A 14,957-nucleotide genomic window follows, 5' to 3' on the forward strand; every position below is an offset into this window, starting at 1 on the left:
TTTGCATCTATCTTTATTATACATTACTAGCATAATAAAGCCCCTCTTTATCATCATGATGGGGACCGAATAGAACAATTAAGACTATTTTAAACTAGCTATGTCCACAAGTTCTGACCTTCTTTCAAGCATAAACCATGAAAAGTGATGCAAAACATATCTTTTTATGCTTCGCATCACTTCAGTCGATCACGTTAAATGTTTAGGCTTTCTTTAATATTTAATCCTTCTGTAATTGACTTTAACGTTACTTCGTTTGACCATTCTGGTCGATCAGGGTAGGCAAATACAGAGTTTGTTACGATGCCGTCAAATTTAATTTCTCTTAATTTGCGATACAGTGCGTCAAAATCAATTTCTCCTTCACCAGGATTCAAATGCTGGTGAATCGTTACCTTTGCATCAGGCGGATTTACAATATAGCGCAGTCCAAACGCTGCTTTGTGGTTAAGCGTATCAGCAATCAGAACGTGTGCAAGCAAATCACCTGCTTCATCAATATGCTTTGCTACATCGCCAATGCCATCGTCATAAAAGAAAGCATGAGGAACAGAATAAACTAATTTAATCCAGTCTTTATCCAGCGCGCGAATCATTGCAATAGCTTCTGTGTTTAACTCGATAAAATCATTTGGATGCGATTGGAGGTTAAGCTTAATTCCTTCTTTTTCAAAAATCGGCATCAGCTCTTCCATCGATTTAACAAAAGCCGCTTCGCTTTCAACAGGCCGGCTCTTGTCGCCGCTGAATTCACTGTTCATTAAATCTACTTCCAGCTCAGAAGTAATTTCAATTGTACGCTTCCAGTTCCTTACTGCCGCTTCGCGTTCCTGCTCATTTGGTGAAGACCACTGCTGTACCGGAAGCACAGAAGAAATTTTCACCCCAGCATCGGCACAGTATCTTTTTAAGTCTTTTATGCGCTGTTTATCAACTTTTGGGTATTCATAAAACCAAATAAAATCTTTGCGCGGAGATAACTCTACGTATTCATAACCTAATCTTGCAACTGTATCAATCGTATCTTTTAAACTTGTATTGTCACGGTAATGTGACGGATCATATGCTAAACGCAATGTAAAACTCCCCTTTCTTTTATGCACACTAGACGTGCCCATCCCCTAAGTTTTAATTAAGCTGTGTTGTAAACAAAACGTTTTTACACTTACATTTTGCCTGCTATGCTTAATGTTTTATGATAGAAATCAGGACGCTCACCTAACGAAATAGGAACAATATTTCCTGATTTTTTTGCTTCTAAGCAAGCATCTGAAGTAACGGCCGCAACATAACCGTCCCAAGCAGTTGGTCCATTTACTTCGCCTTTAAGCGTTGAATTAATCCAGTCTTGCAGCTCTGTATCGTAAGAGTCAATGAATCGATCTTTCCAATCTACTAAAATCTCAGTAGATTTTTTTGCTTCGCTGCGTAACACGACGCTTGAAGGCTCAGGTAAATTAGCGATTCCTGTTTCTCCTACTACTTGACATTGAATATCATAGCCGTACTGGCAGTTTACAAAAACCTCAGCATCAATTCGAACGCCTTCCTTTGTTTCAAGCAGCACCATAATTGGATCTTGTAAATGTTCAAGCGCCTTGCTCGTTTTTCTTGGTGCCACGATTTGAACCGATACGTAATCGTCATTTAATAACCAGCGCAACACGTCAATTTCGTGGATGAACGTATCAACGATTGACATATCGCCTGTATATGTATCAGGTACCGTAGGATTTCTGTGTGCGCAGTGAACCATTAATGCTTCACCAATTTGCCCGCTTTCAATCACTTTCTTTAAAGCACGATACCCTGTATCATAGCGGCGCATATAGCCAACTTGCACCAATGGCTTGCCGTGTGTAATCTCAGCCTCAACGATTCTTTTGCAGCCTTCTGCTGTTGTAGCAAGCGGCTTTTCACAAAATACAGGTTTTCCAGCTTGAATCGCCCCTAGCACAAACTCCTCGTGCGTAGGTCCCCAAGACGTAACAACCACTGCGTCTACATCTTCTGATTTAATTAACTCATGTCCGTCATCATAAATAGCGGCATCTAAGTTTTGATTTTTGACAACAGCTTTTGCTTGTTCTTGATTTACATCCGTAACCGCAACAATTTTTCCGCCTGATAACGTATTTGTAATTCTTCTAATATGATCTTGTCCGATTGCTCCTGTTCCAATAACACCAATTTTCAACACCATAATCTATGGCCTCCTTTAATATGTGAGCTTTAAAAATAGAAATAGATGCTTGCTTCCATACGTTTTATTTTGCTTTAAAAACTTTATATGACGCTTCTTTCTTATCCCATGCCGCTGCAAAAGCAGTAGCGGTTAACCCTAAGGCTGCTGCAAAAAAGAAGCCTGCTTTAAGTCCCATCCAAGAATTTAATATTCCTGCAGCAAAAGGACCTCCGAATATTCCTAACGCATACAGCGCTTGGTAGCCTCCCATCGCCGTAGCTCTTTTTTCTACAGCTATTTTTTCAATAGACATTCCTAGCATAAGAGGAAACACTAATCCTAATGAAAACCCGTTCACGCTTTGAATGATACAAAGCAAAAGTTTATTTTCTGTCATAGGAATCATGCAAGTAAAGAATGCAGCTATAAAAAATGCAGCCTTCAAGATCGTCCATTTTTCAAAACGCCAAACAAATAGCTTTTCCATAATAAGAGGAGCAGCTGCATGAGGGATCATAAAGGAAAAGACAATCAAACTCAGCTCGCTCTCTTTAAATCCTGCGCTTAATGCGTACGCAGGAGTAAAACCAAACATGGTCGTGAAAATAATGCTGTGTGCTAAAATAGACAGCAGCGAAATTTTTAATAGCGACGGCTCTTTTATTACGCTCATTAATTCTTTAAGCTTTATAGGCGATCTCTTTACGTTCTCTTTGGGCTCGTAAATGAAAAGAGAAAGAATAGCGCCTATTACACTCAAGATCGTTCCTATCCAAAACGGAGCGTGCCATCCCCACTCACTTACAATGTAACCGCTTAAACTCATACCCAAAAGCTGAGCCAAAACCACTATAAACGAAATGATATTCATAGCACGAGTGGTTTTTTCACGTTCAAAGTAGCTTGAATATAAGATCGTAAAGGCAACCCACGTCGCTGCTGCCAATCCAGCCAAGCAGCGTGATATAAAAACGCCTATTAAGCTATCGGTTAACGAAAATAGCAGGCAGCTGGACAGGCTGGCTATCATGCCGAAGATAACAAACGGTTTTCTCATTTTCACAAAGTCTGAAAAGATCCCGAGCGGAAGGCGACATAATAGCTGCATGAGTCCATAGCTGCTTAACACTAAACCAATAAAGGCATACTTGCCTCCCAGCCCTTCCATATAAGGAGACAAAATAGGTACGTAAATAAACTGTGAGAACCAAAAGATAAATGAAACGGCTGCAAAAAGATACTTATCTTTGAGGGTACTTATAGCACTCAACTAATCACTTCCATTTTGTTACTGCGAAAAAAACGACTTCTATTTTTTTATACGATTGTACTACAGGGTACTAGCAAATGTCGCTAGTATCCCATAGTACGATAAGTGAATTCTTAGTAGCGTGCCGTAACCATTTTCTTTCTTGTATAAAACTCTACGCCGTCCGTACCGTTGGCATGAAGATCGCCGTAGAAAGAGTCTTTCCAGCCTGAGAATGGGAAGAACGCCATAGGTGCCGGCACCCCTACGTTCACTCCTAGCATGCCTGACTCAATATTTTCACGAAACTCGCGCACGCTTGCGCCGCTGTCTGTATAGATACAAGCTCCGTTTGCGAATCGAGAGTTATTGGCAATGTCAATTGCTTCTTCTAACGTTTTTACACGCACGATAGAAAGCACCGGTGCAAAGATTTCGTCTTGCCAGATTTTCATTTCTTGTGTAACGTTATCAAAAATAGTTGGTCCAACAAAATAGCCGTTATCTTTTACCTCATGATCTTCACGGCCGTCACGCACTAAGCGAGCTCCTTCTTCTACACCAGATTCAATATAGCTAAGCGTACGTTCTTTATGGTTTTCACGAATCACTGGTCCTAAGAAAACATCTTTTTCTAATCCGTTTCCAATGACGATGTTGTTTGACTCTTGAACAAGTCGTGAAATTAATTCATCTGCTACGCCTTCTTGCACCGTTACGACAGATGCTGCCATGCAGCGTTCACCTGCTGAACCGAAAGCAGCTCCGATAATTTGTTTTGTTGCTACGTTTAAGTCAGCATCGTTTAATACGATTGAATGGTTTTTAGCACCCGCTAATGCTTGAACACGCTTTAAATTTTCTGTACCTTTTTTATACACATATTCAGCTACTGGCTGTGAACCTACAAACGAGATTGCTTTCACTAATTTATGTTCAAGAAGGCCATTTACCACATCATGCGCGCCGTTCACAATATTTAATACGCCTTTTGGCAATCCAGCTTCTTCAAATAATTCTACTAATCTTGCTGCTAAAAGCGGCGTGCGCTCAGACGGCTTTAATACAAATGTATTACCACAAGCAATTGCAAGAGGGAACATCCAGCAAGGCACCATCATCGGGAAGTTGAACGGCGTAATCCCGCCAATAACACCGATTGGATAACGATACATGCCAGACTCAATGCCCGTCGCAATATCAGGAAGCTGTTTACCCATCATTAACGTAGGAGCACCCGCTGCAAATTCTACGCATTCAATTCCGCGCTGTACTTCTCCGCGTGCTTCATTAAAGCTCTTTCCGTTTTCAAGCGTCACAAGTTTCGCTAATTCGTCCCAGTTATCTACTAATAGCTGCTGATATTTAAATAGAATACGAGCACGTTTTGGCACCGCAGTTTTTGACCATCCTTTGAAGGCTTCATTCGCGGCTTGTACCGCTTGATCTACATCTTCTTTTGTTGAAAGAGGCACCTCTGCAATGATTTCACCCGTTGCAGGGTTATAAACTGGTTCTGTTAGACTTGTAGATGAATCCGCCCATTCGCCGCCAATATAGTTTTTTACTGTTTTTACTGTTGTTTGTGTCATGTTCATTCTCCTCTCAATTTTTGATTATGCTTGTTGCAGTACTTCTTCAGCTGTATCCATAAACTGCTTAATTTCTTCTACCGTTGGCATTGCATCTGAAGAACTGTGTTTTGAAATAACAATAGAAGCAGAAGCACCGCCAAATCTCATCGCTTCAGGAATTGTAAACCCTTGCATTAACCCGTAGATAAAGGCAGATGCGTAGGAGTCGCCAGCTCCAAATGTTTTGAGCACTTTTGTTTTAAAGATGCCGCCTCGATGAGACTGACCGTCTTTTGTATAAGCAATCGAGCCTTCCCCTCCGTGCTTGATGACGACAATCTTAGCATGATGCGAAAACCATCGTTCAGCTGTAACTTGATCATTTGATTCTTCATAATTTAAAAGTTTTTCCATCATATCGAATTCTTCTCGCGTACCAATAATTACGTCTGATTTTTCTGCTACTAAATTATAATAGACGGCAGTCTCAGCTTCTGACTCCCACGTATACGGGCGGTAGTCAACATCAAAGAATACAACCACGCTATGTTTTCTCGCATATTCAAGAGCAAGAAACACTGCTTCTCTTGAAGGACTTTTAGCAAGTGCAGTTCCAGAGATAAGCAGCGCTTTTGATTGCTTAATATACTCTTCAGAAACTTCTGTTGGATGGAGCTTCAAGTCTGCCACGTTATCACGGTACATCAGGATGCTGCACTCTTCAGGACTTTTAATTTCAGTAAAGGCCAGTCCCGTTACGGCTCCTGTTTGATCAACTACAATGCCTTCAGTGTTAATGTTATTTTGATTTAAATATCTGGTGCTGAAGCGGCCCATTTGATCATCTGACACTTTTCCAATAAAGCCTGTCTTCATTCCAAGCCTAGAAAGACCAATAGCGATATTAGCAGGAGATCCTCCTACGTATTTTGTAAACGTCATCGTTTCTTCCATCGGGCGATTAAATTCATTTGCATTTAAGTCGATGCAAAGCCTTCCTACTGCAAGAAGGTCAAATCGCTTTTGTGAATCAAATGTTAAATAACTCATACTCACGTCGTCTCCTTACTTTAATGCTAATTTTTCTTCCATAATCCATTCATGATCTTTGCTATTATTAAATTTCCATGTTCGAACAGGACCAGCCATGACGTTTAAATAATAAACTTCATAACCTGGAGGCGCAGATACCGGGTGATAGCCTTTAGGAACTAAGACTGCATCTCCATCTTTAATGACCATTGTTTCATCTAGAGATTGATCGTCCGTATATACTCGTTGAATCGCAAATCCATGTCCTGGGTTGACTTTATGGTAATACGTTTCCTCTAAATACGATTCATGCGGCAAGTTGTCTTGATCGTGCTTATGAGGAGGATAGCTTGACCAGTTTCCTTCCGGCGTAAACACTTCCACTACCAGCAGACTATCGGCCGGCTTTTGTTCTGGAAGAATGTTATGGACTTGTCTCGCGATATTTCCTGCTGCGCGATGCTCTACGCCCACATCCTGCGGTGCAATTAAACGAGCAGGGTATGTACCTTTTCCAGGCGCTGCGCATACCGCAATTTCCAAGTCGGTTACAGCTTCTACTTCATAGTGATCATCATTCGATACATATATGGAGTACGGAGGGATTTTTTCAAAGATATTCATTCGCTGTCCGATGTTTTCCCATTTTTCTTCTTTCGTAGAAACGTTGGACTTACCGGTCAAGATTACAATACAAACCTCTTGATTTTCCGTGTTCTTTTTAAGTGTTTGACCTTTTTTTAATGAGTAAACGTCAAAGCCAATGTACTCCCATCCCGCAGATTGTGGGGTGATGCTTAGTACTTTTCCATCACTGTCAGCTGTTCTTGTCGGTACGATTAAATCAGCCATTCCTTTCCACACCTTTCTATTTCTTGTTTTTTAAAGGTTTATACTAGGGACACTCTTTAATCAAGCAAACTGGATATTCTAGCTTTTTAAAAGATTAATATTTTCTTGCTTTTTGCAACTGGCTTTCTTTGCCTTCAAACGCCGTTTGAACATCTGAGCTTTCAGATACGGCTGCTACTCCTACATGCCACCAAGAATCGTAGCCGTCCGTCATTGTTTTTGGAAGAACTTTAATGTCAATCAGTGTACTAACACTTTGTTTTTTTGAATCTTCAATGGCATATTCAAGCTCTTCCATTGTATACACTTCGTATGTTTTGGCACCGTACGCAGCTGCAGATTGAGCAAAGTTGATGCGCATAATATCTCCATCAAGCTGCCCCGTCCGCGGGTTACGAACGCGGAACTCTGTGCCGAAGCTTTCAATTCCATTATCCATCTGCAAGTTGTTGATGCAGCCAAAGCCGGAATTATCAAAAAGAACAATATTTATTTTAACTCCTTCTTGAATGCTCGTTACCAGCTCACTATGAAGCATTAAGTAGCTTCCGTCTCCTACCATCGCATACACTTCTTTATCCGGCTCAGCCATCTTAGCGCCCAAAGCAGATGCAATTTCATAGCCCATACATGAATATCCGTATTCAAGGTGATACGTATTACGTTCATTTGAAATCCACATGCGCTGAAGGTCACCCGGGAGGCTTCCCGCTGCACATGTAATAATAGAATCAGGTGCAATTAGTTCATTTACTTTACCAAGCACAGTCGTTTGGACAAGTTCAGTGCTTAGGCTATCTTTATACTCCGACAGGCTGTGATCAAAATGCCCTTTAATTTCTGGAATAAATTCTTCGCCTGTGTATGCAATATTTTTTAGACGAGTCAGCTCTTGATTCCACTCTGATTTGGCTTCTTCAATTTCAGTTTCATAGCCTGATTTATAGCCTTCTAATGCAGACGAAAGAGCTTCAAGACCCACTTTGGCATCCGCGACAATTTTAGTAGCCTCCAATTTTGATGCGTGAAATTCAGAAATGTTAATGGTTAATACATCCGTCTCAGCGTAAAACAGCTTTGAAGAAGTCGTAAAATCTGTAAAACGTGTACCCACGCCAATAATTAAATCCGCTGATTGCGCTATTTTATTAGCAGCGCTGTTACCCGTTACGCCAACTCCTCCTAGATTTAAAGGATGATTGCTTTCAAGCCCGCTTTTTCCAGCTTGTGTTTCACTAAATGGAATATGAAACTTTTCAGCAAATGCAGCAAATGTATTCGCAGCCTCTGAATAACGAACGCCGCCGCCTAAAATAAGAAGAGGCTTTTTCTTTGATTTAATCAGCTTCACTGCATTTCTAATACTTTCTTGCGAAGGCTCGCGGCGTTCAATCAGGTGGGTACGCTCACGGAAGAAACTTTCTGGAAAATCCCACGCTTCCCCTTGTACATCCTGCGGCAGCGCGATTGTAACGGCTCCTGTATCTGCAGGATCTGTTAATACACGCATCGCATTGATCATAGCCGACATCAGCTGTTCTGGACGGCTGACTCGATCCCAGTACTTGCTGACAGACCGGAAAGCATCATTTGTAGAAAGAGATAAATCGTGCGTTTGTTCAATTTGTTGAAGTACCGGGTCCGGCTGGCGAGTGGCAAACACATCGCTTGGCAAAAGCAGCACCGGAATATTGTTTGCAGTAGCTGTCGCAGCCGATGTAACCATATTCGCTGAGCCGGGACCAACGGAAGAAGAGCAGGCCATGATTTGCTTTCGATGTTTTTGTTTTGCAAAAGCTACCGCAGCATGAGCCATCCCCTGCTCGTTTCTGCCTTGATACACTTCAAGCTCGCCTGGGTTTTCCTGCAGCGCTTGCCCGATCCCCACCACATTTCCATGTCCAAAAATGGTGAATACTCCTTTAATGAAACGCTCTTTTTTCCCATCAAACTCTACATATTGCTGATTTAGAAATTTTACTAAAGCTTGACTAGTTGTTAACCTTATCGTCTTCATATACCTTCCTACCTTATCTTCTGAAATTAATCACCATCAGATTGATTTTTCTACCCTTTTTTCACATTTTTAAATGAAATCGATTTCATTTGGTGTAATAAATGAGGTTCTATCCTTTTACTTCCTAGCTCTTTTCTTTGTTTCAGCTGCTATTTAGCGATGAGACAAATACTTTCAGCCCCTGCACTTTTTAACGCTTAAAGATGGAGAAAAGCTCGAAAATTCATCATAAATTCCACCTTCAAATGAAATCGATTTCATTTGGTGTTAAAAAAATATTTTTCAAACTCCATCCTTAACTTTCCCATCATTTTTCCATACTCTGTCTTACCTGTAAAACCAATTTTATTATACATGTAGCTTCGTTTGATGAAATCGATTTCATCTGATTTTAAAAGCGCTTTCTTATCTATGAACCTAGTTTATAATATTCAGTTTACTTTGTAAACACTTTTTTAAAAATTTTGTTAGTTTATCTTTTTGTTTACTGTAATCGCTTTCTAAAGAAGCGATTACAGTAAACAAAAAAGATAAGGCATACTTCTTTTGTATGCCTACTAGCTCTTAGTCTAAGCGTATGTATAATCACTCAAAAACATTTATTCTTCCGCATGGACAAACGTAATCTCATTTTCTTTTGCATAGTGCTGATAGCTGACGTCCACTTTATCTGTAATTAAATAATCCACTTCATGCAACTGACAATAGGTAATCATTGCATACTTATCAAATTTTGTATGATCTGCTAATAAAAACACTTTCGTACTTCTTTTTATGACGGTTTCTTTAATTTCACTTTCAACGGGCGATGAATTGGTAACCCCATTTGATATGGAAATACCCGTAGAAGCCATAAATACTTTATCAAAGTTGTAGTTCTTTACAGGATTGGCATGGTTAAAACTTGAAAATGATTGAGTTTCACGTTCAAGGTAGCCGCCTGTAGAAATTACTTTTAACGCATCAAAAGGCAAGGCTTTTACTATCACATCTAAACTATTGGTAACAATCGTGATCGATTTGTCTTTTAGAAATTCAATCATTTCTAACGTAGTGGTTCCTGAATCAATAAAGATTACGTCTCCGTCTTCTACATACTGAGCTGCCGTTTTGGCAATCAAACGCTTTTGAAACTGATTTCTTGTTTGTCTTTCATTAAATGATTCAAGCTTCACATGGTTAACAGCTACGCCGCCATATACTTTTTTTATATGCCCTTCATCCACTAACTTTTGAACGTCGCGTCGAATCGTGTTTTTGGAGACTTCAAACACCGAAACCAAATCATCTAATGAGACAGATTCATGTTCAAAAACATACTCTTGAATTTGTTGAATTCGCTTCGTTTTTAACATTTCTACCTCCCCCGTTTACCTTGCTTTTCGCTTTTTTGTTACTTACTATTATAACCTTTACAAAAGGCATTTTCTAGAAGTGTAACCGCTAAAACAAAGAGAGATTGAGACATGACTACATCAATTCCAGCTAAAGGCAAACAAGTTAGATACATAAGCTAGTAGGGATCGTTTGTTACACCGCTGTTGATTTCCATGCAAGGCTTCGCATTCCGCAGGAGTCTTCGCCTTGCCCTCCAATCATCAGCTAGAAGCAACTCAATGGATTAAAACCCTACCAAAGAAAAAATCCGAACGAGCTGGATTTTCTATCAAGAATCTCCATTCATCGTTCGGATCTTGCTTCAACTGTAATGCTTTTATTCCAGCCTCTTTTTTATTAAGCTTTATGACTTGTATGAAACTCTCTCATTTTCTCTTTTACAGTCGCCATCACCGCTTTTTTTCCCGGTGTAAGAATGGTTCGGGGATCATACACGTCACTGTCCCTTTCCAACGTGTGACGAACCGCACGCGTCCAAGCCTGAAGGCACTCGGTGTTCACATTAATTTTCGCATGTCCAAGAGCTATTGCTTTTTGAATTTGATAGTTTGGTATACCGGAACCGCCGTGTAAAACCAGCGGTACATCTGTTAAGTCAGCTATTTCCTTCATTTCATCAAAGCCCAGCTGCGGTTCACCTTGGTACTGTCCGTGAACTGATCCTAAAGCGGCCGCCAAAGCATCTACTCCCGTTTCTTTTACAAGACGCAGACATTCAGCGGGATCAGCGTACACGATGTTGCCAATAAGCCCGTCTTCCATGCCTCCGACTGTTCCAACTTCGGCTTCAACGGAGACATACTGAGCAGCAGCATAGTCTACTACTTGCTTAGTCATGGCAATATTTTCATCAATTGGGTAATGAGAACCGTCAAACATGACCGAGCTAAATCCAGCGTCGATAGCTTTTTTACATCTTTCTACGCTCATACCGTGATCTAAGTGAAGCGCAACAGGAACGGTAATATTCATTTCCTCTAACAAGCCTTCCATCATGCCTACAATGGTTTTAAATCCGCCTAAATAGTCCACAAGCCTGTCTGAAACGGCGGCAATGACAGGGGCTTTTTCCTCTTCGGCAGCTTGTAAAATAGCCTGTGCCCACTGAAGGCTGTTAATATTATACTGACCAACCGCATAGTTTCCTTTTTTAGCTGCTTGAAGCATATCTTTCATTGATACTAGTTTTGAAGATACTAACGTCACTGACTGACACTCCTTATCATGAATATGATTTTGTTGTTTGAAAGCTGTAGTATTCCGAGATAGCCTTAATGGTTGTCTCTTTAGCCGTCTTAATTGCTTCTTCCGCGTTTAATTGATAATATTCAGGTCGGAATAGCTCTACAGATACCGCGTCATTATAGCCTTTTTCTTTTAATGTTGAGAAAATAGCATCTAAATTAATTGCTCCTAGACCTGGCCATACTCGGTCTTCGTCTGTTAAGAAGCCAATAGGAAAATCTTCCGTGTCATCAATATGAACGATAAATATTTTAGAAATATCCGCTTGTTTTAAGTCTTCTAGTTTTGATCCCATCGCATGGAAGTGGAAGCAGTCAAATACTAATCCTACGTTATCGCGGTTTACAGCTTGCACAATGTCATACGCTTGACCAAACGTATTAACCGTACACTGAGGATGACCTACAAACTCAACGGCGATTTTAACTCCGTAAGGTTCAGCCAATTCCGATAATTCATTCAGCACTTGTACGCAGCTATTTTTAATCTCTGCTTTTACGATTTTTTGTTCTGTTACTAAAGGAACGGCTACGATATAGGGAGCGCCTATCTTTTGAGCGGTTTCTAGCATACTCTTAAACTCTTCTATCACTTCCTGGTACTCTTTTTCACTGCGGTTATTAAAGAAAACTAAAGCGTTCAGCGCTAGCGGTTTAATATGATTTGTATTAAAAAACTGCGCTAAATCATCCATTGAATGACTTTCTAAATACTCAGGGAGTTTATCCATTGTGCGAATTTCGATATAATCATATCCGTGCTTGCTGCAATATTCAAGGTCCTTTACAAGATTTGAATTTTCTAATGTTGTTGCTTCGTTAAAACATAGTTTCATAATGATTCTCTCCATTCTTTACTTAAATAATTTTATTGTCATTCATGACGTCAGCGTCTTCATTATCGTAGCTGCGGAACCTTTGTTCCAGTTCTTCAAGTGTAAGCCCTTTTGTTTCCGGCAAAAACTTTTTAACAAATAAAATTGCTCCTATGCCGAGTACAACAAAGACAAAAAACGTAGTGGATAAGCCAATGCTGGCCAATAAAACAGGAAACGTTAAACCTACAAGGAAGTTAATTCCCCACAGACAAAATACGGTAACACCCATCCCTAAGCCTCTTAATCGTAAAGGGAAAATTTCTGAAAGCATTAGCCACGTTACCGGAGATATAGCTCCTTGCTGAAATGCGAGAAACGTAATCGTTAGTGCTAATACGATATATGGAAGTGCCTCGGACCCTTCAAATATAAGAGAAAATATACCAATCAGCAGCAGGGCAGTAGTCGTCCCTACCAATCCTGTTATAAGCATTGGTCTGCGTCCAACTTTACCTAGCAGCCAAATTCCTACAAACGTGGCTAAAACGGAGATGACTCCATTTCCGATATTTCCAATAAGAGCAGCTTCTGTTTGAAAACCCGCGTCTTTTAAAATTTCAGTGCCGTAATACATAATGGAGTTTACGCCGGTAATCTGCTGTACAACAGCAATTCCAATACCAAGGAAAACGACTCTTCGAACCCACGGAGTTGTTAAGTCTTTAAATGTTGCTTTTTCCATTTTTGCTTCTTGTTCGTAAGCGCTCTCAATCTCCTGCAGCTCTGATTTGGCTCTTTTACTTTCTCGTATCTTTTGAAGAACCGTTAGCGCTTCGTTATTTTTCCCTTTTGACACAAGCCAGCGCGGGCTTTCTGGTACTCTAAGCATGCCAAAGAATAAAAAGACAGCTGGAATAGCAGCGATTGGCAGCATATATCGCCAAACGTGAGGGTTTTCTCCTAGCATATTTCCGATAATCGCGTTAAACGTAAAGGCAAGAAGTTGACCAGTAACAATCATAAGTTCATTTTGAGTTACCATTTTCCCCCGGCTTTCAGCTGGTGACATTTCTGCTAAATATGTCGGTACGGTAACAGATGCGCCCCCTACAGCAAGTCCTAATAGAAAACGGCAAAGAATCATAATGGCTGCGTTTGGCGAAATTGTACACCCAATTGTGGAAACAAAAAATAGAATGGCGAGATACAGAATCGTTTTACGCCGCCCGTTATAATCTGCTAGCCTGCCGCCTACTACCGCACCAAATGCAGCACCAAATAAAAGCGCGCTCGTTACAAGACCTTGAGTAAAAGAGTTGAGATTCAATTGATCAGATTCAGACATATAAGGCAGTGCCCCGTTAATAACTCCCGTGTCATATCCAAAAAGCAGTCCACCAAACGTAGAAACTAAAATGATCGTACGTAAAAATGAATGTTGATTTCCCTGTTTACCCATGCTAATTCCCCCGTCTTATTTTAAGAATGAATAACTAACTTTTCGTTAATGTACTTTCGGGCCATTAAAGCATATTCCAATGGATGTGCAATAGAAGGATCCTGTTCCGCCTCAACCACAATCCATCCTTTGTAATTGTAATCAACTAACGCTTTATACACGTTTATAAAATCTACACACCCATCACCCGGCACGGTAAACATACCGGCTAGAAACGACTGTAAAAATGACTTTCCTTCTTTTTTGCACTGCTCCAGCACGTTTCTTCTTGCATCTTTAAAATGAACGTGTTTAATACGATCTATATGTTTATGTAATAGCTCCATATAGTCTCCGTCAGAAACGTAAATATGTCCCGTATCATATAGCAGATGAACATGATTTGTGTCGGTTCCTTCCATTAATCGGTCAATTTCAGCTAATGTTTGTACGCCTGTCCCCATATGATGATGATAGACAAGACGTAAACCGTATTCTGTCGCAATTTTCCCCAGCTCATTTAATCCTGCACATAAAGCTTCCCATTCTTGATCACTGAAATAAGGCTTTTCAGCAAAAACGTTTCTTTCAATTCCTTGAACACTGTAAGTTTGCTCAGATACAACCGCCACATCAGCATGAACTTCCTGCAGATACTGACAATGTTTGTGAAATAAATTTGACGTCTCCTCTATCCCATCACGAATGATAAAACTGCTAAACCATTGACCTGCAATTCTTAAATTTCGCAGCTCAAGCTCTTTGTTTAATATGCTCGGTTCAGGAAAAAAACCTCCCACTTCCGTTCCTTGAAAGCCCGCTACGACGATATCGCTTAACAGATGCTGCAATGTGTTTTCTGCACCAATTTCAGGAATATCATCATTTCTCCACCCGATTGGAGCAATTCCCCACAGAATATTTTCGTTTCCCATTTTGATTCCTCTTTTCCCCTTATTGTGTAATGCTGCCTCACTAGCAACAGAGAGTGATAAAACTTACCAATCTTATAACTTTACAAATGAAATCGATTTCATTTGCAGATAAAAAAACTCGTTTGTTATGTGTTGGTTAAATATTGGTTAAGTTTGAATTAATACTAATATTAAAAACGCTTTCAGTCAATAATAAAATTTCAGAATTTTTTATA

At 40.2% G+C, this 14,957-nt stretch carries 12 protein-coding genes; all 12 read right to left on the reverse strand.

The genetic code is table 11. The features are described 5' to 3' along the window. Positions 1–194 precede the first annotated feature (194 nt). The 12 genes from POF52_RS15315 to iolE all read right to left on the reverse strand — a co-directional run bounded on the left by POF52_RS15315 (position 195) and on the right by iolE (position 14,742). On the reverse strand, positions 195–1,076 hold the full coding sequence (locus POF52_RS15315; RefSeq protein WP_216875281.1) for a sugar phosphate isomerase/epimerase family protein: 882 nt from the start codon (positions 1,074–1,076) through the stop codon (positions 195–197). An 89-nt stretch (positions 1,077–1,165) separates the two neighbouring features. Then, a complete protein-coding gene (locus POF52_RS15320; RefSeq protein ID WP_271993335.1) occupies positions 1,166–2,203 on the reverse strand; it encodes a Gfo/Idh/MocA family protein in 1,038 nt (345 codons plus the stop codon). A gap of 64 nt (positions 2,204–2,267) precedes the next feature. Further along, a complete protein-coding gene (locus POF52_RS15325; protein ID WP_271993336.1) occupies positions 2,268–3,455 on the reverse strand; it encodes an MFS transporter in 1,188 nt (395 codons plus the stop codon). Positions 3,456–3,568: 113 nt separating this feature from the next. Continuing rightward, a complete protein-coding gene (locus POF52_RS15330; protein WP_271993337.1) occupies positions 3,569–5,026 on the reverse strand; it encodes a CoA-acylating methylmalonate-semialdehyde dehydrogenase in 1,458 nt (485 codons plus the stop codon). A gap of 24 nt (positions 5,027–5,050) precedes the next feature. Continuing rightward, on the reverse strand, positions 5,051–6,058 hold the full coding sequence (gene iolC / locus POF52_RS15335; RefSeq protein ID WP_271993338.1) for a 5-dehydro-2-deoxygluconokinase: 1,008 nt from the start codon (positions 6,056–6,058) through the stop codon (positions 5,051–5,053). Positions 6,059–6,073: 15 nt separating this feature from the next. Beyond that, positions 6,074–6,892 (reverse strand): 5-deoxy-glucuronate isomerase, encoded by an 819-nt coding sequence (iolB, locus tag POF52_RS15340; RefSeq protein ID WP_271993339.1) that lies wholly within the window; start codon positions 6,890–6,892, stop codon positions 6,074–6,076. A gap of 94 nt (positions 6,893–6,986) precedes the next feature. Next, positions 6,987–8,909 carry a 3D-(3,5/4)-trihydroxycyclohexane-1,2-dione acylhydrolase (decyclizing) gene (iolD, locus tag POF52_RS15345; RefSeq protein ID WP_176584390.1) on the reverse strand — a complete coding sequence of 641 codons (1,923 nt, stop codon included), beginning with the start codon at positions 8,907–8,909 and terminating at the stop codon, positions 6,987–6,989. A 599-nt stretch (positions 8,910–9,508) separates the two neighbouring features. Then, positions 9,509–10,264, reverse strand: a complete 756-nt coding sequence (locus POF52_RS15350; protein WP_271993340.1) for a DeoR/GlpR family DNA-binding transcription regulator — start codon at positions 10,262–10,264, stop codon at positions 9,509–9,511. A 379-nt stretch (positions 10,265–10,643) separates the two neighbouring features. Next, complete coding sequence (gene fba, locus POF52_RS15355) at positions 10,644–11,483, reverse strand: class II fructose-1,6-bisphosphate aldolase (protein WP_074680827.1); 840 nt, start codon at positions 11,481–11,483, stop codon at positions 10,644–10,646. Positions 11,484–11,529: 46 nt separating this feature from the next. Further along, positions 11,530–12,387 carry a 2-keto-myo-inositol isomerase gene (iolI, locus tag POF52_RS15360; RefSeq protein ID WP_271993341.1) on the reverse strand — a complete coding sequence of 286 codons (858 nt, stop codon included), beginning with the start codon at positions 12,385–12,387 and terminating at the stop codon, positions 11,530–11,532. 22 nt (positions 12,388–12,409) lie between these two features. Then, positions 12,410–13,828: a sugar porter family MFS transporter gene (locus POF52_RS15365; protein ID WP_271993342.1), complete on the reverse strand. Its 1,419-nt coding sequence runs from the start codon at positions 13,826–13,828 to the stop codon at positions 12,410–12,412. A gap of 20 nt (positions 13,829–13,848) precedes the next feature. Then, positions 13,849–14,742: a myo-inosose-2 dehydratase gene (gene iolE / locus POF52_RS15370; RefSeq protein ID WP_271993343.1), complete on the reverse strand. Its 894-nt coding sequence runs from the start codon at positions 14,740–14,742 to the stop codon at positions 13,849–13,851. Positions 14,743–14,957: the final 215 nt, after the last annotated feature.

The sequence above is a fragment of the Priestia sp. AB genome (assembly GCF_028369225.1).
In the GTDB taxonomy this organism is placed as follows: domain Bacteria; phylum Bacillota; class Bacilli; order Bacillales; family Bacillaceae_H; genus Priestia; species Priestia megaterium.

Excerpts from the sequence above, each read along its gene's own strand:
- iolC (WP_271993338.1), bottom strand. The coding sequence starts at position 6,058 with ATGAGTTATTTAACATTTGATTCACAAAAGCGATTTGACCTTCTTGCA.
- POF52_RS15365 (WP_271993342.1), bottom strand. The coding sequence starts at position 13,828 with ATGGGTAAACAGGGAAATCAACATTCATTTTTACGTACGATCATTTTA.
- POF52_RS15320 (WP_271993335.1), bottom strand. The coding sequence starts at position 2,203 with ATGGTGTTGAAAATTGGTGTTATTGGAACAGGAGCAATCGGACAAGAT.
- POF52_RS15350 (WP_271993340.1), bottom strand. The coding sequence starts at position 10,264 with ATGTTAAAAACGAAGCGAATTCAACAAATTCAAGAGTATGTTTTTGAA.
- iolE (WP_271993343.1), bottom strand. The coding sequence starts at position 14,742 with ATGGGAAACGAAAATATTCTGTGGGGAATTGCTCCAATCGGGTGGAGA.
- POF52_RS15330 (WP_271993337.1), bottom strand. The coding sequence starts at position 5,026 with ATGACACAAACAACAGTAAAAACAGTAAAAAACTATATTGGCGGCGAA.
- fba (WP_074680827.1), bottom strand. The coding sequence starts at position 11,483 with ATGAAAGATATGCTTCAAGCAGCTAAAAAAGGAAACTATGCGGTTGGT.
- iolD (WP_176584390.1), bottom strand. The coding sequence starts at position 8,909 with ATGAAGACGATAAGGTTAACAACTAGTCAAGCTTTAGTAAAATTTCTA.
- iolB (WP_271993339.1), bottom strand. The coding sequence starts at position 6,892 with ATGGCTGATTTAATCGTACCGACAAGAACAGCTGACAGTGATGGAAAA.
- iolI (WP_271993341.1), bottom strand. The coding sequence starts at position 12,387 with ATGAAACTATGTTTTAACGAAGCAACAACATTAGAAAATTCAAATCTT.